At 64.1% G+C, this 18,076-nt stretch carries 17 protein-coding genes; 5 read left to right on the top strand and 12 right to left on the bottom strand.

The window, feature by feature from the left end:
• Nucleotides 1-23: 23 nt before the first annotated feature.
• Nucleotides 24-398 (bottom strand): 30S ribosomal protein S12, encoded by a 375-nt coding sequence (gene rpsL, locus C266_RS21565; RefSeq protein WP_010804142.1) that lies wholly within the window; start codon nucleotides 396-398, stop codon nucleotides 24-26.
• A 387-nt stretch (nucleotides 399-785) separates the two neighbouring features.
• On the opposite strand from rpsL, the gene C266_RS21560 reads away from it, so the two are divergent.
• The 3 genes from C266_RS21560 to C266_RS21545 all read left to right on the top strand — a co-directional run bounded on the left by C266_RS21560 (nucleotide 786) and on the right by C266_RS21545 (nucleotide 4,489).
• Nucleotides 786-2,180, top strand: coding sequence for a PLP-dependent aminotransferase family protein (locus C266_RS21560; RefSeq protein ID WP_010804143.1), 1,395 nt, complete (start codon nucleotides 786-788; stop codon nucleotides 2,178-2,180).
• Nucleotides 2,181-2,310: 130 nt separating this feature from the next.
• Entirely contained in the window at nucleotides 2,311-3,546 is a 1,236-nt protein-coding gene (locus C266_RS26420; protein ID WP_010804144.1) for a hypothetical protein, read from the top strand.
• A 220-nt stretch (nucleotides 3,547-3,766) separates the two neighbouring features.
• Nucleotides 3,767-4,489 (top strand): HAD family hydrolase, encoded by a 723-nt coding sequence (locus C266_RS21545; RefSeq protein WP_010804145.1) that lies wholly within the window; start codon nucleotides 3,767-3,769, stop codon nucleotides 4,487-4,489.
• On the opposite strand, the gene C266_RS21540 is transcribed toward C266_RS21545, so the two are convergent.
• Both C266_RS21540 and C266_RS21535 read right to left on the bottom strand, forming a co-directional pair.
• Nucleotides 4,437-5,138, bottom strand: coding sequence for a helix-turn-helix domain-containing protein (locus C266_RS21540; RefSeq protein WP_246189928.1), 702 nt, complete (start codon nucleotides 5,136-5,138; stop codon nucleotides 4,437-4,439). The genes C266_RS21545 and C266_RS21540 overlap by 53 nt on opposite strands.
• A 213-nt stretch (nucleotides 5,139-5,351) precedes the next feature.
• Complete coding sequence (locus C266_RS21535; protein WP_010804147.1) at nucleotides 5,352-5,750, bottom strand: CopD family protein; 399 nt, start codon at nucleotides 5,748-5,750, stop codon at nucleotides 5,352-5,354.
• A 151-nt stretch (nucleotides 5,751-5,901) separates the two neighbouring features.
• Between C266_RS21535 and C266_RS21530 the strand changes: the two genes are divergently transcribed.
• The gene (locus C266_RS21530) at nucleotides 5,902-6,210 is read left to right on the top strand and encodes a DUF4148 domain-containing protein (RefSeq protein WP_010804148.1); all 309 of its coding nucleotides are present in this window, start codon (nucleotides 5,902-5,904) and stop codon (nucleotides 6,208-6,210) included.
• Between the two features lie 297 nt (nucleotides 6,211-6,507).
• Here the strand turns inward: C266_RS21530 and C266_RS21525 are convergent, their stop codons facing one another.
• The 9 genes from C266_RS21525 to hpaH form a co-directional block, all read right to left on the bottom strand.
• Entirely contained in the window at nucleotides 6,508-7,218 is a 711-nt protein-coding gene (locus tag C266_RS21525; RefSeq protein ID WP_010804149.1) for a dienelactone hydrolase family protein, read from the bottom strand.
• 274 nt (nucleotides 7,219-7,492) lie between these two features.
• Nucleotides 7,493-7,900 carry a DUF302 domain-containing protein gene (locus C266_RS21520; protein ID WP_010804150.1) on the bottom strand — a complete coding sequence of 136 codons (408 nt, stop codon included), beginning with the start codon at nucleotides 7,898-7,900 and terminating at the stop codon, nucleotides 7,493-7,495.
• Between the two features lie 198 nt (nucleotides 7,901-8,098).
• Nucleotides 8,099-9,031, bottom strand: a complete 933-nt coding sequence (locus C266_RS21515) for a LysR family transcriptional regulator (protein WP_010804151.1) — start codon at nucleotides 9,029-9,031, stop codon at nucleotides 8,099-8,101.
• A gap of 275 nt (nucleotides 9,032-9,306) precedes the next feature.
• Nucleotides 9,307-10,296 carry a 2-dehydropantoate 2-reductase gene (locus C266_RS21510; RefSeq protein WP_010804152.1) on the bottom strand — a complete coding sequence of 330 codons (990 nt, stop codon included), beginning with the start codon at nucleotides 10,294-10,296 and terminating at the stop codon, nucleotides 9,307-9,309.
• 4 nt (nucleotides 10,297-10,300) lie between these two features.
• Nucleotides 10,301-11,251, bottom strand: coding sequence for a fumarylacetoacetate hydrolase family protein (locus C266_RS21505; protein ID WP_010804153.1), 951 nt, complete (start codon nucleotides 11,249-11,251; stop codon nucleotides 10,301-10,303).
• A gap of 12 nt (nucleotides 11,252-11,263) precedes the next feature.
• Entirely contained in the window at nucleotides 11,264-12,127 is an 864-nt protein-coding gene (locus C266_RS21500) for an extradiol ring-cleavage dioxygenase class III protein subunit B (RefSeq protein ID WP_010804154.1), read from the bottom strand.
• A 53-nt stretch (nucleotides 12,128-12,180) separates the two neighbouring features.
• On the bottom strand, nucleotides 12,181-13,656 hold the full coding sequence (locus C266_RS21495; protein WP_010804155.1) for an aldehyde dehydrogenase family protein: 1,476 nt from the start codon (nucleotides 13,654-13,656) through the stop codon (nucleotides 12,181-12,183).
• A gap of 52 nt (nucleotides 13,657-13,708) precedes the next feature.
• On the bottom strand, nucleotides 13,709-14,494 hold the full coding sequence (gene hpaI / locus C266_RS21490; RefSeq protein WP_010804156.1) for a 4-hydroxy-2-oxoheptanedioate aldolase: 786 nt from the start codon (nucleotides 14,492-14,494) through the stop codon (nucleotides 13,709-13,711).
• A 57-nt stretch (nucleotides 14,495-14,551) separates the two neighbouring features.
• Entirely contained in the window at nucleotides 14,552-15,361 is an 810-nt protein-coding gene (gene hpaH / locus C266_RS21485) for a 2-oxo-hept-4-ene-1,7-dioate hydratase (RefSeq protein WP_010804157.1), read from the bottom strand.
• A 500-nt stretch (nucleotides 15,362-15,861) separates the two neighbouring features.
• Here hpaH and C266_RS21480 point away from each other — a divergent pair, with 500 nt between their 5' ends.
• A complete protein-coding gene (locus tag C266_RS21480) occupies nucleotides 15,862-18,057 on the top strand; it encodes a TonB-dependent siderophore receptor (RefSeq protein WP_081636374.1) in 2,196 nt (731 codons plus the stop codon).
• Nucleotides 18,058-18,076 lie beyond the last annotated feature (19 nt).

The raw sequence follows: 18,076 nt of genomic DNA, 5'->3' as shown, positions 1-18,076 counted from the left end.
CGAACGTATATCCGCTCAGCCGCTTAGGCCTTCGGACGCTTCGCGCCGTACTTCGAACGGGCCTGCTTACGGTCCTTGACGCCCTGCGTGTCGAGGCTACCGCGCACCATGTGGTAACGCACACCCGGCAAGTCCTTCACACGACCGCCGCGAATCAGCACGACCGAGTGTTCCTGCAGGTTGTGGCCTTCACCGCCGATGTACGAGATGACTTCGAAACCGTTGGTCAGGCGCACCTTGGCAACCTTACGCAGTGCGGAGTTCGGCTTCTTCGGCGTCGTCGTGTACACACGGGTGCACACGCCACGACGCTGCGGGCAGTCCTGCAGGGCCGGGCTCTTGCTCTTGATTTGAGCAGAGGTGCGCGGCTTGCGGACCAATTGGTTAATCGTTGGCATTGTGATTTCCTAAACGTGTCAAAAGCATGAAAGCCAAGGCGGGCCGTCATGCGACTTTACTGCGTACTCCCCGGTTGCTCTTGCGGATTGCCCGCATCTAAACGCTTGATGCATAAGCACTTTGCATTAGGCATAGCCATACCGCCGGAAAAACCGGAGCCTGCGACTATACCTGTGCTCAACACAAGTGTCAATGCACTCTCGTGCAAATTTGTCCGGTAAGTCGTTGATTGTTAACGCGTTGCCGCGTCAACCCGCGCAGGCGTACCGGCTCAAGATGCGGCATGACTTCCCGAATTCAAGTATTGCGACACCCATGTATGCAAATTACACTGTGAATATTCGGCATGAATACCGAAAATTTCCATACATAACACCGACATCGCCATGGACGCCTCCCACGACAGCCTGCGCGCCACCTTCTGGAAACCCGCGCTTACCGCCGGCAAGGGGCCACGCTATCTGCGGCTGGCCGGTTTCATCGAGCAGTCGGTGGCGGATGGACGTCTGCGTCCGGGCGACCGTCTGCCGGCGCAGCGTGAGCTGGCGGCGTGGCTGGGTATCGATTTCACGACGGTCACGCGCGCTTACAACCGGGCGCGCGAGCGCAACGCCATCGAGGGACGCGGCCCCCTCGGCACATTCGTGAGCACGCCTCGCGTAGCACTCGATCAGGTGCTCGATCTCGGGATGAATATCCCGCCTGCGCCAGCCGGGCTGTTTCTCGGCGAGATGCTGCACAAGGGGATCGACGAAGTGCTCCGGCACACGGATGCGTCGATGCTCATGGCGTATCAACTGGGTGACGGTGGCGTGGCCGACCGGCAAGCCGGCGCCTTGTGGCTCGCGCCGATGCTCGGTTCTGTCTCCGCGTCCGACGTGCTCGTCTGTCCCGGCGCGCAAGCCACACTGGCCGCCCTGCTGCTCGCGGGCACCGCGCCCGACGAGACGGTGCTATGCGAGCCGATCATCTACCCAGGCCTCCATAGCGCGGCGCGCGCGCTCGGACGCCGACTGGCACACGTGGCCACCGACGACGACGGTATGCAGCCCGACGCCCTGCGCGCTGCCGCACAAGAGCACAACGCGCGTCTGGTCTATCTGAACCCGACACTTCAGAATCCGACCACCCGCACGATGCCCGAGCGCCGCCGCCGCGAGTTGCTCGCTGTCGCCGAAACGCTCGATCTGACGCTGATCGAAGACGATCCCTACTGGCGTCTCGCCAAAGACGCCCCGCCACCTCTGGCGCGTCTTGCCCCGCATCGCGTGCATTACGTGGCTACGCTGTCGAAATGCCTCACGCCGGGGTTGCGCACCGCATACGTTCGGCTTGCCAACGCGCGCCAACGCGACAACTTCCTGAATACGCTGCACTCCTTCGCGCTCATGGCGCCGCCGCTGATGACAGGGCTGGCCACACAGTGGATTCATAATGGCATGGCCGATCGCATTCTGGATGGCGTGAAGGACGCTGCCGCGCAGCGTCAGGCCATCGCCGCCGGCATTTTGGGCGACGCACACACGCCTGCGGTGCAGGGAATTCATCTCTGGCAAGCGCTGCCTGCCCCGTGGACGGCTCGCGAATTGACGATGGCTGCCCGCGCTGAAGGGCTGGCCGTCACCCCCGCCGACGCGTTCTGTCTGAGCCCCGAAGTCCCCAACGCCATCCGCATTTCGCTAGGCGGCGTGCGAGACACCGAGCGTCTGGCCAGCGCGCTCAAGCGCCTGAAGTCGCTGCTGCGCGAAGTGCCGCCCAGCGTGCGCGCCGCCATCGTTTGAATAGGACAGCGCCCCCGCCTGTGCCGAACCCCGAACGCACACGCCCCGACGCAATAGTCTGAGGCAACGCAACGCCCATACTCCGGCGCATCGCGGGAACGGACCCGTGACCTCAACTGGAGTGGCAGCGATGTATTTTCCTCTGATGAATTGGGTAACGACTGCGCTAACCGTCTCATACGGCGTGCCATTGCCGCACCTGAACACTCACGACATGACGTCCGATCTCAGGCAGGTTGCCCCGGCGCCGGCGTCCGTCACCTCGCGAAGTCCGGCGGCCCCCATCACCGCGACCACGTTCGACTGGTCGCGCGCGCCGACCACCCGCGCACGCGTCTTCGCGGAACGGCTCTCGGACGTGCGGCCGGTTTGCGTGAGAGGCAGCCGCAACGATGCCGAGAATTGTCTGCTCGATCTTCCTGCGGACACCGACGTCGACGTCAGTGCAAGCCGTCTGATGCTCGCCGGCTGCGAAGCATCGCTGCCCGCTCCCATGCGTGCGGAGCTCTCGAGGCAGGGGCGCGACACCCTCGCGCTCGAGCAAGCGTTTTCCGAAACCTTCACGGCCGAGTCCGAGGGCAAATTTTCGGTGTCCTCCATTGAAGCACGCCTGACACAGCGACTCAGCCAAATGCCACCGGACATTCAGCACATGCTGCGCCGTGCCGACACGTACATTGAAGTGCCGCAGCTAACGTTCTTACGCGTGCTGACCGGCGAGCAGGAGGCGCGGCGCCATCACGTTGCGGGCCCATTCCCGGATGCGCGTACCCAGCGCTCGGCCAGTGCCCCCGAGGTGCGCGACGCCATGCTTGGCGCCTACATCACCACACCTGTGAATAACCGGCTTCGCACGCTCTTCGTCTCGCTGGCAACGCCGACGACCGTACAGCGGGTGTTTCAGGACACGCTCACACACGCGGCTCGGCATGTGCCTCACCTGTTCGGCGAAATCCCGGAGTCCTACATGACCACCCGCATGCAGATGCGGGCCGTGGGGCCCGGCAGCGGCATCGTGCGCACACTGGCCGAGCTGCTTCACGACGGCCATCAACGCTACGGCGAGTTCGCCCGCGGCGAGACGCGTGAGGCGCTTGCCCCCGAATCGCATCGCCACGTCCGGCAGCCGTCATGCCGGCCGGGTCTTCCGGCCCCCCCCTTCCCGGCGACACAAATGACCTCGCCGGCACCCGCCACCTCTCCGAGCGAGGGACGACCGCAGGCAAGCGCCGCCCCGACGCAGGCCCCGTCCCGAGCACGCATGCGGCGTGACCCGCCTTCGGTCGCCGAAATGCAACAGGCGCTAGCGACGCTTGAGCGTCTGGACCGGGAATACTCGACACTGGCACGCCCCCGTTACGGCTGATCCGGAAACGCGTCGCTCTCCTCTCGAAAGGCAGCCAGCGTGGCGCTTTTGCGCTGGACGGCGGGGGAAAACCACCTCGAACTATCAAATCCCATAGCTCGGGTGTCGCATCCGGCGTAGCCGATGTCACTCAACGCGTTTTTTTCAAAGGCGCGAATTCGTACACTCCCTCCATTCGGAGGGAAGACCTCCGCCCCCTGACACGAGTCCCCATTCAGCCATGCAGGCAAGTTTCGAAAAAGACAGCATTCTGGTGCTCGATGTCGATGGCACTCTGACCGATTCGGTACGCATTCACCAGCGCGCGCTGCTTGGCGCGATGGAGTCGCTGGCGTTCGAAGGCCTGAACACCGATTGGGGCAGCTACCCCCATCACACCGACACCGGCATCCTCATTCACGCCCACGCGGAGCACGGCCGGGCGCTGCCGCAGCCGCATGACCTGGCGCGCTTCGAGCATGAGATCGACGAGCGCTTCACTGCCCTGCTCAACGCCCACGGTCTGGCCGAGATTCCCGGCGCACGCGCGTTCGTCGACGCCGCTCACCGTTCGCGCTGGGGCGTGGTGTTCGCGACGGGCGGCATCCGGCAGGTCAGTCACCGCAAGCTGCGCTCGGTGGCCATCGACTACACGGACGCGATGCTCATTACGGCATCTGAATACAGCTCACGCGAACAGCTCGTCACCGAAGCGATCAAGCGGGCACAGGCGGGTTACGGCATTGCGAAGCCGCGCGCGATCGTCTCGATGGGCGATGGGATGTGGGACCTGAAAGTGGCGCGTCAGCTTGGCATCGATTTCGTCGGGATCGGCTCGAAGCGCCAGCGCTCCCCCCTGCATGCCGAAGGCGTGACCGTCTACGACGACATGTGGGACGCCATGCACTGGCTCACGCCTGGCCGCGGGCGCGCGTCAGGTACTCGCTTGGCGTCACGCCCATAAAGCGGCGGAACATGGTGGAAAACGCGCTCGGGGTGTCGTAACCGACTTCGAGCGCCACCTGCGTGATGGGCCGCCCCGCGCTCAACAGCGGCAGCGCGCCGAGCAGGCGCATCTGCTGACGCCACTCCCGGAACGGCAAGCCGAACTCCGTCATGAAACGCCGCTCCAGCGTGCGGCTCGACGCCCCTACCTCGATCGCCCAGTCCTGCAAGCTGCGGGGATCGGCCGGTGTACTCAGGTAGCTATCGAAGATCTTGCGCAGACGAGGGTCTTGGGGCACTTGCAAGTGCAGCGGCGAGTCGCTCTTCCACTCGACTTCCTCGAGCAGCAGCGCCATGACGAGCGCGTCGCGGCCGTTGGGCGACCAGTCTTCGGGAAGCGTCATTGCGCGCAGGATCAACTCGCGCAATAAGGCGGAAACACGGATGACCACGGGCACGTCGGGTGCCGATATACCGCATCGGACCACGTCGACGTAGATCGTGCGCATTTCGACTCTGCCGCGCATGCGCACTTCATGCGCGATTTTCCCCGGAATCCACAACGCGCGTTGCGGCGGTATCATCCAGAACGACGTGTCGGTGCGCACTTCGAGAATGCCAGCCCTTGCGTACATCAATTGCGCACGCTGATGGGAATGCGTTCGCACGACGTGGCCATCCGGATAATCTATCGCCAACGCGCCGACGGGGCGGTCATGCCCCTGAAATTCCAGGGGTACCGCACTTGTGATCGGCATCGGCACCAGGCCTGTCAAAGGCGTAATTTTTGGGTCGTTTTTGGCGATGTCTCCAGCGTAACACCGGCCGCGCCCGCCCACCAAGCTGAATCCCTTGGCGCGTCGTTGCTCGTTGCGTACCGTTCAGAACGGCTTGACGATCACCAACGCCACGATCACCGCCATCGAGACCAGTGTCACGGGCAGCGCACGCTGAAAAAGTGCGGGCGGTGTCGTGGCACCGTCGCGCTCGAGCCGACGGAGTGTGGCAGACAGGCGGCCGTGCAGCCCCGAGATGACCAGCACCAGAACCAGCTTGGCCATCAGCCACGGTGCGCTCCACCAATTCGCCATGATCGCCAGCGTGGGGCCCGTTAGCCACACCACGATCAACGCGGGCGACGCCAGCCCATAGTCCGCGCGCCGCGCGAGGCGCCTCCATTCCGGCTGCACGAGACGCCCGCCCAGCGCCATCGTCACCATCCCGGCAATCAACGTAATCACCGCAATCAGATGCACAGCCTTGATCCACAAATAGAGCATCGGCGTCTCCTGGGGTGTCGATGAATTATTTCTTTATCAGCAAGAATTGCTTGTCTTAAGTCGTCTTTATCCACAGGGCCAGCACCAATAGACTTCTACTGTCGACGATGAAATCAACATCGCCCCTTTCAAAAGACAGGAGAAGAACATCATGCAACGCCCCCTTATTACCTCTGCTCTGGTTTGTGCAACGCTGGCCGTCTCGGCCGGTTCGGCTTTCGCCAGCGACGCCTTCGAAGGTCCCTCGGAATTCTCGTGGGTGCCGCAAACCAGCGTTCTGAGCCGCGCTCAGGTGCGTCAGGAACTGATTCAGACGCAACAGGCCGGTCTCTTGGTTCAACACGACACCGTGTACCCGAAGACCGCTCCCAAGGCACAGCCGGTATCGGCCAGCGCTCCGGTCACGATGGGTTCGGTTGGCGGCCAGCAACGCGCCGGCATGACCTACTTCGGTTCGTAATGTAACTCGCCGCACCGCGCGCCTCTCATTAGAGGCGGCCGCGGCGCGTTGTTCTGCGCATAACGACGCGCCGGCATCCGCCGACGCATAGCGTGATCTCCGGTCTTCCCGACCCAAGACTCCTGTCGCTGTGCGTAGTGGTTCAACGCACAGGACTTTGCCCGTCGCTCCTGCGACGGGCTTTTTTACCGAACCGCTGTGCAGCCGGCCGGTTCGCGAGATCCCCAATGCCGTGCCCGGAAACGACGAAGCCCGCCGAAGCGGGCTTCTTGCCGTTCTACCGCACGACGTCAAGACTTACTTCGTCAGCCACTTCGCGAGGAACTCCAGCGCGCGGCCGTGAGCCAACGCCGCCGACGGCTGATGATACGAACCACGTGCCCAGCAGTTGAAGCCGTGATCGGCCTCTGGGTACACGAACACTTCGGTGTTCGGACGCGACTTCACGGCATCGCTCACGGCGCTCACGATATCCGGCGTGATGTGACTGTCCAATGCGCCATAGTGGAACTGCACCGGCACGTTCAGCTTGGCCGCCTCGCCTAGATAGTTGTGAATGCCGCCGCCGTAATACGGCACGGCGGCGTCGACCAGCCCGCGTGCCGCGCTCAGGTACGACAGCAGACCGCCAAAGCAATAGCCGACAACGGCGACCTTCGCATGGCCGTCGATCTTGGCGCGAAGCACCTTGGCCGTGGCTTCGATGTCTTTCACGGCCTTCTCGACGTCGACCGACTGGCGCAGTTCCATCGCCCGGGCCAGGTCATCGCCCGAATAGCCCAATTCCACGCGCGGGGCGGCGCGCCAGAAGATGTCCGGCGCGAGCACCACGTAGCCGTCCATCGCGTATTGATCGGCAACGCCGCGAATGTGTTCGTTCACGCCGAAGATTTCCTGCACCAGCACGATGCCCGGGGCATTCGCCGTCTTACCCGACGGCGGCAAAGCCAGATAGGCATCGAAGGCGCCGTCCACGGTTTCGACACGAATCCATTGACTGTTCGACACGGAAGTTACTCCATCAAAGAAAGGGGGGATGCCTGCGCCGGGCAGTGTCCGGACGCCCGCAGAAACGGGGCGCCGCAGACAGCGCCGGCCGCGCGCAGTGAGGCCGGATCAGTATAGGCACTTTTGCGCTGCCGCACAGCACGCGGCAAAGCCCGCCGTACAAGGCTGTGCGGGCAGTGAGCAAGCGCACATCGTCACCTTGCGCCGCCAGTCCTCAACACCTCGCCCGCATCACGCGTCGCACGGTTTCGACGGCCGAACCCGAGTCGCGCATTCACCCCGCGAGTGCGGCGTCGAGCAGCTTCGCCACGCCGCCAAATCCCGCCGCCTGCGCAGAGCCGATGCCATACAGGGCACTCAATGACGGCCCGGGATTCAGAAAATCCACCCGCACCTCGTCGGCGGACGCCGCCCACACCATTACCTTGAGCGGCAACTCCAGCCCGGCATGCGGATTGGCGGCCATCACCGGGGTGCCGCCCTTCGGGTTGCCGAAGAGCAGCAGGCGTGTCGGTCGTAGTTCCAGTCCGGCGGACGCGGCCGCCGCACGCTGATCGATGTCCGCGAAGATCGTCATGCCGTGTTGCTTGAGCGCATCGATCACGCGCGTCAGTGTGGCGTTGAAATCCACCGGGCTGCGCCATGACGTGACAGTGGCGGGATGCACGAAATCGGTTGTCATACGGGGTCTCCTCGAACGCTGTGGCCGGAGTCGAAAGCCATTCCCGCGCCCGTTTGCGCGGCGAACGATCAGTGTAACGCCACACGCTTGTCCCTCCCGATGCTGCGCCACCCTCTGCGCGAAGCCATCGCGCGAAGCGTTGAAACCGGTGGATACCGCAGTCACCGTCCCGACATTGCGCGCGCCGTTGCATCCGGTTCATTCCTGAGGCACCGCCATGATTCGCTCGTTCCACTGCGGCAGCCATTCCAGCAAGAACTGCGCAAAGCCTTCCGCCGCCGGCGAGGCGGCGCGAGACAGCGGACGATAGACACACACCTGACGAATCGTCTCGGGCGCCACGACACGCCGCATCACCAAACCGAACGGATGCGCGAGCGCGGCCACATAGCCGGGTGTCAGCGTCGCGGCCAGCCCTTGCGCCGCGACACCGAGTGCCGTCGTGACGTTATCGACGACATCGATAGGTGTGATGCGCGCGTCGGGCGGCGCGGACAAGCGCATTTGCGCCACGCTGCGTTCATGATCGCGTCCGGCGGCTACGAGCGGCGTGTCGCGCAAGTCTGCCCAACGCACGCGGCGCCGGCGTGCAAGCGGGTGATCGGGCGTGCACCACAACACCCAGGGACTGTCGAACGCGGGTGCTCCTGCGACATGCGCGCCGGTGGCACGGTTGGGACCGATGGCCAGATCGAGATCGCCGTTGGCGACATGATCGATGAGCATATCCACCGGCGTGTCGACCACGCGCACCACGACCTTGGGCCGCGTGTCGGCGTAAGCGCGAATCGCCGCAGGCAGCGCCATGCTGGCGAGCACGAGCGGCGCCCCCACGCGCACGATGCCGGCTGCGCGGTTGCGCAGATCGTCGGCGGTCTTCTCGGCAGCCTGCACATGGCGCAGCACCGATTCGGCCGAGGCGAGGAAATCGCGCCCCGCGCTGGACAACGCCACTCGCCGGGTGGTGCGATCGAAGATGCGAAAGCCGAGCACCGATTCGAGTTCGGCGACGAGTTGGCTCACGGCGGACGACGTGAGCCCCAGCCGGTTGCCGGCCTCCGCAAAACTATGCAATTCGGCGATGGCCACCAAGGCTTCGAACTGGCGGAGCGTAACGCGGGTCAGGGGCATGACGTGTCGATTATCAAGTTTTGCTGACGAATAGACCAAAATCGATTGATTGTTCCGTGAAGGGGCGTCGCCCACAATCGATTGTTGAAATTCACACGCCCCGTGTCAGCACAAGGTCAACCTGTCGATCCGCATTGATTTCGACGACGAGCGCCTGCCGGTCATGCAGGCCGTATGCAACGCCGAATCTGCGGTGCCGGCGGATATCGAGCCGCTGCCCCGCGGATCGTCAAAAAGGGCACCGAGGTGCTTTTTTGCTTCGCCAGACGACCGGCTTATTGTGGATACAACCCATGCACCCGCCCGAAGAGCCGCGTCAGGCCGAGCAAGGCGTCGATGTTGGGCGTGGGAACGGCTACGCGCTGGCCGATCTCTCGCACCGCGCCGACCAACGCGTCGAGTTCGATAGGACGCTGCGCTTGCACGTCCTGCAGCATCGATGTCTTGACCGCGCCCAGCTTGGCCGTCACCTCATGCCGGTCTTCGGGCGACTGCTCGATCGCGCAACCGATCTTTGCGCCGATCGCCGCCGCCTCGCGCATCGCCGCCGAGCAAAACGCCCGCACGAGCGGATCGTCCAGCAACCGATCGATGGTCGCCCCCGTGATCGCCGAGACCGGATTCATCGTCAGATTGCCCCACAGCTTGTACCAGATGTCGAGACGCACGTTCTCCGACGCCGTCACGTCGAAACCCGCACGCGTGAGCAGTGCCGCAAGCCGTTGCACACGCTCGCTCGTTCCGCCGCCCGGCTCGCCGATGATGAGGCCTCGCCCCATCTTGTGATCGACCAATCCCGGCGCCGGTGTCGCCGCACTCGCATGCACCACACAACCGATCACGTTCGCCTGCGGAATCGCCGCGCCAATCGCCCCTTGCGGATCGACGCTCGTCAACGTCTCGTCGCCAAAAGGCGTCACGCCTTTGCAAAACCACCAAGGCACGCCGTTCATCGCGGGCAACACCAGCGTCTGCGGCCCGAGCAACGGCGCGACGCACGCAGCCACCTGCGCGAGCGCCGGCCCCTTCACCGCAATCACGACCAGATCCTGAACGCCCAGCTTCGCCGCCTCTTCCAGCGGATACACCGCCGCGACCGGCGCCACTGCCAGCGTCTCACCCTGCTTCACTCGCCAGCCGTGCTCACGCAGCGCCGCCAGCGTCGCGCCGCGCGCCAGCGCACTAACCTGCGCCTCGCCCGTTGCCGCGAGCTTCAAACCGAGCAAACCACCGATGGCACCCGCGCCAATGATCGTCACCTTCATGCCTTCACTCCTGTCGATGTGCCGCGAGTCGATAGTTTTCCTTGAATCGCTCCGGCACCCGTTCATCAAAGCCCAGCGCCACCCGGCGCACTTCAGGGCTGTCGCCCGGCGCATGCCCCACTCCTAACGCCGCCGCACGCGGTGCGTCGATACGCACGACCATGCCGGAAAGCCGTCCGAGTTCCGTGATCTCGCACTCCACGAGATCGCCGGCGTCCACAGAGCGCGAATGACAGGGCGTACCCATCAGGATCACATCGCCCGGCACCAGCGTGATGTGCCGTGCAAGGTCCGCGATCACGTAGTGCGGACCCCAGATCGTCTCGTCGCCGATATCCGCTTCCTGCACAACGCGCCCATTGCGATACGTGCGCAATGTCTGCGCGAACAGATTCACGCCGCGCACGATGCCGGGGCCGATGGGCAACAGCGTATCGGCGCCCTTCACGCGCAGCATCGAACCCTGATCCGTGTCGCGAAAGTCTTGCAGTCCCATATCCAGCGCCGGGCAGAAGCCTTCGACGTAATCCCACGCCTCATCCGGCAGCACATTCCGGCACGTACGCCCGATCACCACGGCGTACTCGCCCTCGTAGTTCAGATAGCGGCAGTCCGCTGGTTTGAGGATCTGACCACCGTGCCCGTTCAACGAGGTCGGCGGCTTCGTGAAGTACGTCGGGGTGTCCGTCGGCTGCGGCTTGTTGCGCGTCTCCATGCTACGCGAGCGATAGGAGATATGCACCGCGACAATTTTCGACGGCTCGACCGGCGGCAGGTGCGCCACCGTCTGCGGATCGACGGTGCGCCCGTCATCAAGCCGCAGCAGTCCGCGCTCTGCCCCTTCCTCGACGATCGTGCCCCAGAACGCGCTGCCGCCGAGCAGGATACGACGGCGTTCGACACGCGGGCCGCGCATTACGGCAGGCAATTCGCGCAACGGAAATTGGAAGTCCATGGTCTCGCCTTGTCAGAGGGTGTCGAACCAGATATGCACGTTGCCGGTGCCGCGCGCGTTCTCGTACTCGGACAACACCGTGCCCGCGTTACGGCACGCCGCGCCGCCCAACGCCCCTACCATCTGCAAATAGTGCGCTCCGTGCGCTTCCCACGGCCGCGTGCGGTAGTCGTCGTCCCAATCGGCCAGAATCCGGTCGTGACGCCCCTCTCGAAACGCCTCGATCGCCCGCTTGTCGCTCGCGATATTCTCCGGACGCGACACATTGCTCTCGTGGAAAATGCGCGGATGATTCGGCTTCCAGTCGATACCGTTGAACTTGTGACTCAACGCCCCCGACGCCAGCATCACCACGCGTAGGTGACTGCGGCGAATCGCCTCGCCGATCACTTCGCCCGACTCCAGGAAATGCGGCGTCTCGCAGTTCTGGCACGAACTCACGGTGACGATCGGCCACCCGTCGAGCCGCATCTGCTTGATGACGTTGATCGTCGGATAATGGCGCGGCAAATCGGGATGCTGCACCGCGCGGGCGCGCACGCCACGCTCGCGCGCGACGGCGTCGATGCCCAGCGCCAGCTCCGGATGCCCGCGATAGTCGTACGGCACACCGTGCAGATACCACGGCATCTCGTCGGAGATGTACCTGCCCGAGTAGTGCGCACCGCCATCGATCAGGTGATAGCCCGTGGTGAACCAGTGCGAGTCGAAAATCACGATGACGTCCGGGCGCGCCGCCACGATGTGCTCACGCACCCGCGCATAGCCGGGAATCAGGTCCGAATCCGCTCCCGCGCCCTGCAATACGCGAAACTCCTCGCACTGCATCAGGCCGGGGTGATGCGACACCAGTGCCGCGCCGACGATCTGTCCCATGTTGCGCTCCTCTCCTCTCGTTGTGATGTCGTTATGTCGCTGTGCGCGGCGCATCAGCGATGGCTGAAGCTCGCCTTAAACGGTTGCCGGGGTACGACGACATCCTTGACGTCGCAGAAGAATTCGAAACTCCAGTCGCCGCCTTCGCGTCCGATGCCCGAGCGTTTGATGCCGCCGAACGGCGCGGCAAGATCGCGAATGCCGAAACTGTTGATCCAGATGAAGCCGGTGCGAACGCGCTCCGCCACGGCAATGGCACGCGCCTCGTCGCCATAACACACGCCGCCCAGCCCGTAGTCGGTGCCATTGGCCATATCGACGACTTCGTCGTCGTTTGCGAACGTTTGCAGGGTGAGCACGGGACCGAAGACCTCCTGCTGCACGATCTCGTCGCGCTGGCGCAAATCGGTAAGCAGCGTCGGCGCGAAATACTGCGCGCCGAACGGATGCCGCGTGCCGCCCCAGAGCACACGCGCGCCCCCTGCGACAGCACGTTCGACGAAGCTCTGCACGCGCTCCAGTTGGCGCATGTGAATGATCGGACCGATCTCGGTAGCCCCGTCGCGCGGATCGCCCACCACCAGACGCTCAAGCTGCGCTCGCAGCTTTTCGGTAAACAGCGTCGCCACGCCGGCATGCACCAGCAAACGGGTGCCCGCCAGGCACACCTGTCCCGCGTTGCGATACATCAATGCGGCGGTTGCGGCGGCGGCGTCGAGATCGGCATCCGCCAGCACGATGAAGGCCGACTTGCCGCCCAGTTCCAGACTGCAAGGCACGAGGTTGGCCGCCGCCGTCTTCGCTATCCACTTGGCCGTTGCCACCGATCCCGTGAACGAGATACGGGCGAGCCGTGCGTCGCTCACGAGCGCCGCCCCAGTCACTGCCCCCGAGCCCTGCAACAGATTGAACACGCCTGGCGGCAAGCCCGCTTCGTGCGCGCAGTCGGCGAGCAGCGAGGAAGTGAGTGGCGCCCACTCCGGGGCCTTCAATACCACCGTGTTGCCAGATGCGAGCGCCGGACCGATCTTCCATGTCGCAAGCATCAGCGGCGAATTCCATGGTGTGATCACCGCAACCGCCCCTGCCGGGTCGTGACGCACGAGGTGGCGCGCCTGCGGCGTCTCGATCACGCGGTCTTGCAACGTCAATGCATGCTCGGCGAACCATGTGAGGTTCTGCATCGCCCGCGGCACCACGCCGTGTGCCATACGCGAGCGCAGCACACCCGCGTCGGCACTCTCCAACGTGGCGAAAGCGTCGGCGCGACGCCCGATCGCCTCGGCAAAGCGCTGAAGATACGGCTGACGCCCCGCCGCTCCCAGCGCCGCCCACGAGGGAAACGCCAGTGCTGCCGACGTCACCGCCGCATCGACATGCGCCAGACTGCCACCGGCGATGTCGCCAAGCCGGGTCTGGTCGATGGGCGAGAAGCACTCGAAGGTATCGTCGGACGCCACGCGGCGACCGTCGATATAGTGGTCGGGCGATACCGATACGCCGGTGACGTCAAAGCGGGTAGCACTCATGCCATGTCTCTTGCGAAAGGGTGAGGGACGACGTGAAGCCCACGGCGCGTCCTCAGCGCGTCGCGTCTTTGCCGGGGACGAACTTCGCGGCCAGCGAACGGCTCGCGCTCGCGAGCAACGCAGTGTCGATGCCTACCGCGATGAAAGTCACGCCCTGGTCGAGGTAATGGCGGGCAAGCGTCTCGTCGGCACACAGGATGCCGGCGGCTTTGCCCGCGCGGCGAATACGCGCGATGCCATCGTCGATGGCCTTGCGCACCTCGGGATGCGCTGCCTGACCGAGATAGCCCATCGACGCGGCGAGATCGGCCGGACCGATGAACACGCCGTCGACGCCTTCGACGGCGGCAATGTCGTCGACCTGCGCCAGCGCATTGGCCGTCTCCACTTGCACAAGCAGACAGGTCGTATCGTTCGCGGCATGCAGATAGTCGTCGTAGCGATTCCACCGCGAGGAGCGCGCCAATCCGCTGCCTACGCCGCGTATGCCCTGCGGCGGATAGCGCGTGGCGCTGACAAGGGCCTGAGCCATCGCGGCAGACTCGACCATCGGCACGAGCAGCGTCGTCGCACCGATTTCGAGCACCTGTTTGATCAACACGGCATCGCCGTGGGGCAACCGCACGATGGGATGCGTCGGGTACGGCGCCACCGCCTGTAATGTCGCCAGCATCGTGCGCAAGTCGTTCGGCGCGTGCTCGCCGTCGATCGCCAGCCAGTCGAAGCCGCTGTCCGCGCACAATTCGGCAGCGTACGGTGTCGCCAGTCCCAGCCACAGACCGATCTGACGCTCGCCGCGCGCGAGTGCCTGCTTGAAGAGATTCGGGGGTGTTTTCATGACATCGGCTCCAGTGAGATACGGAAGGACAGGCGCGGCGCGCGCCCTCGCACAAGGTTAGACGAAGCGCACACCGATGGCGCCGAGCGGGCCGTAGTCTGCGTGGAAGACGTCGCCCGCTGCACAGGCCACGGGCCGCGTAAACGACCCCGCCAGTACGATTTCGCCGGCCTGCAACCCTTCGTCGAATGCCCCCAGCTTGTTGGCGAGCCACGCAATGCCGTTGCCGGGATGGTTGAGTACGGCCGCACTCAGGCCCGACTCTTCAATCACGCCGTTGCGATAGAGCAGTGCACCTGTCCAGCGCAGGTCGATGGCGTCCGGCTTCACGGGACGCCCGCCAAGAATCACCGCCGCGTTGGCCGCGTTGTCGGCAATCGTGTCGAAGACCTTGCGCGGCGCTTTCGTGTCGCGGTCGAACAGCTCGATGCGGCCGTCGATCAATTCGAGTGCCGGCGTCACCCATGCGGTGGCGTCGAGCACGTCGAACAGCGTGACACCCGGTCCCTTGAGCGGCTTGGCCAGAATGAATGCCAACTCCACTTCGAGCCGCGGCACGATGAAGCGCGAGGCCTCGAGCGTCGCGCCGTCGGCCACGAGCATGTCGTCGAGCAGCGTGCCGTGATCGGGTTCGGCGATCTGCGCGGCAACCTGCATGGCGCGCGACGTCAGCCCGATCTTGTGCCCGATCATGCGACGGCCTTGCGCGTACTTCAATGCCAGCCACGCTTGCGAAATCGCGTAGCTGTCGGCGATCGTCATGTCGGGATAGCGGCGGGAAAACTGCATGACAGGCGTGCGGCTGCGCTCGGCATCGTGCAGCTCGCGGGCAAGGGCCTGATGAGTCGAGGCATCGAGCGTCGGCATCGCGTTGTCTCCATGGCACCGCCCGGCGCAGGCGGCGTGTTTTGTCGGTCGATAGCCGCTATTCTTACGGTCGCCCGCACCACCGACAATCAATCGATTTTGGGCGATTCATAAGTAAAACTGGATAATCGTGCGGCGCCTGATGCGTCCCGTCCGCGCGGAATGCCCCCGCTGGCGCCAGACCGCCGCATCTTCAACCGTGCGTTGAACCCCGTCCGGCGAAGCCCGCCTTTCAGCCTTTCTCCAGGCTTCACAACGCCATTGACCGACTTCTGCCGGCAACCTCGGCATTTCTCGTCACTTTCGTCTTCCGTCCCTGCCTCCGCCGACCATTGGCGCTCGAGACTCAGGAAGACAAATTAGAAATGAGAGTGATTTGCATTTATAATCTGCGACGCTTTATTACGACGCGTTACGCGTAACGATACGAACGCCGCTGTCTCCGATTTTGCCGGCGGCTAGCGCTCGCCACACTCTCGCAGTTACGAAGGTCAGCCAAGATGAAGATGTCCGTAAGTCGCCGTATGCACGTGGCCGCCGACGCCGCGAGCACGGTTAGCGCCGCCAGTCCCATTCAAGTCGATCGCCTCACCTCCCCGGCTCGTCGCCCCCGCGCCACCGTCTGTGCCGCTGCGTTGCTTATGGCAACGCTCGGCATCGCCCATGCGCAGCAGACGACACCGGCCAACCCAGCCGCAGAAGCCAAGGCCGACGTCGAACTCGGCGCGGTCAATGTCTCGGGCGACTGGCTCGGCACCGGACTCGACAACAGCGCGAAAACGTTTCCCGGCGCGCGCACCGTCGTGAAGAAGCAGCAGATAGAGGAATCCGGTGCGACGAGCATCGGCGACGTCATGCGCCGCATTCCGGGGGTGCAAGCCACGGACAACTCGGGCACCGCCGGCAGCGCCATTTCGCTGAACATCGGGGTACGCGGTCTATCCGGCCGATTCACGCCGCGTTCGACCGTGCTGCTCGACGGCGTTCCCATGGCGGTGGCCCCTTATGGCCAGCCGCAGTTGTCGTTCGCCCCGGTGAGTCTGTTCAACATCGAGAGCATCGACGTGGTGCGCAGCGGCGGCGCCGTGCGCTATGGGCCGCAAAACGTAGGCGGGGTGATCAACTTCAAGACCCGTTCGATTCCCAACACGCCAGGCCTCACCGCAGATGCCACGGTGCGAGAGAACATCTACACCACGGGGGGAGGCGCGAACACGCAGTACGGCGTGTTCCTCGGCACGCAGATGGACAACGGCCTGGGGCTCGCGCTACTGTATTCGGGCATGGTCGGACGCGACTGGCGCAAGGGTAGCGACGAACGCGTGAACGACCTAGCGCTGAAGTGGCGCTACGACATCACACCGAACCAGCAGGTGTACGGCAAGGTCTCGTACTACGACGTGAAGTCGAAGACGCCCGGCGGCCTGAGCGTCGCGCAATACAACGCCGACCCATTCCAGAACACGCGTCCGAACGACTACTGGAGCGGCAACCGCACCGGCCTCGATTTCGGGTATCTGAACACCTTGTCCGAGACGCAGGAATTCGAGGTTCGCACGTTCTACAACGAGAGCTACCGCCAGAGCACGCTGGTCAACTCGACTTACACTCAGACCACGCACCAACCACGCAACTATCAGACGTTCGGCATCGAGCCACGCTTCACGCAGCGTCTTTTCTTCGGCCCGACCGCACACGACGTGACTGTCGGCTACCGTTACGTGCACGAGCGCGGCGACGACAATAACTGGACCACGACCCTTGCCACTGGCCGCAACTCGGCCACTCAGACGTTCAACAACTTCACCAACGCGAGCGCGTTCTATATCGACGATCGCATGGCGTGGGGCAACTGGCGCTTCACGCCGGGCGTGCGCTACGAAGCGATCCGCTCGCAGCGCGTCGACAACGCGTCGGGCGCAACCTATCGAACGGACAACAACAAGCCGCTTCCGTCGGTGAACCTGTCGTATCTGGTGAACGATGCGTGGACGGTATTCGCCGACTACAGCACGTCGTTCGGACCGGTGCAGAATTCACAGTTGAACTCGATGTCGGCCACCAACCCGCTGGTGCCGGAACTGGCGCGCACGTATGAAATCGGTACACGCTGGACGGATAAGCGCTGGAAGGCGGAGCTGACCGCCTTCCATATGCGGTTCGACAATCAGATTCTGCAAGTGTCCGGCACGAACCCGCCTGTCTTCCAGAACATTGGTGCGACGAATCACGACGGTATCGAAACTGCCGTCGACTACACGTTCGATCGCGACAGCGTGCTTCGCGGGCTGAACGTGTATGCGAACTTCACCTACACGCGTGCGATCCAGAAGTCGGGCGCGACCGCCGGTCTCGATGTGCCGTTCTACTCGCGCGTCACCGACACGCTCGGCGCTCGGTACGAGATCGGTCAGTGGACGTTCAATGTCTCGACCACGCACCAAAGCTCGCAGTACTCGGATCTGGCGAATACCGCGGTGGAATCGGCCGATGGCAGCAACGGCAAGGTGCCGGGCTTTCGCGTGTGGAACCTGCAAACGATGTACAAGCTCCCCGGTTACAAGAATGCCGACGTCACCGTGGGTTTGAACAACATATTCGACAAGCGCTACTACGCGCGTAACGTGGACGGCAACGCGGGACGCATGGTCGGCGCACCGCGCATGGTCTACGTGCAGGGGCACTTCGGGTTCTGATCCGGAAACGGTTAAGGCG

This window comes from Pandoraea sp. SD6-2, from assembly GCF_000389825.1.
GTDB classification, from domain to species: domain Bacteria; phylum Pseudomonadota; class Gammaproteobacteria; order Burkholderiales; family Burkholderiaceae; genus Pandoraea; species Pandoraea communis.
This window is presented reverse-complemented; position numbering and strand designations above follow the sequence as displayed.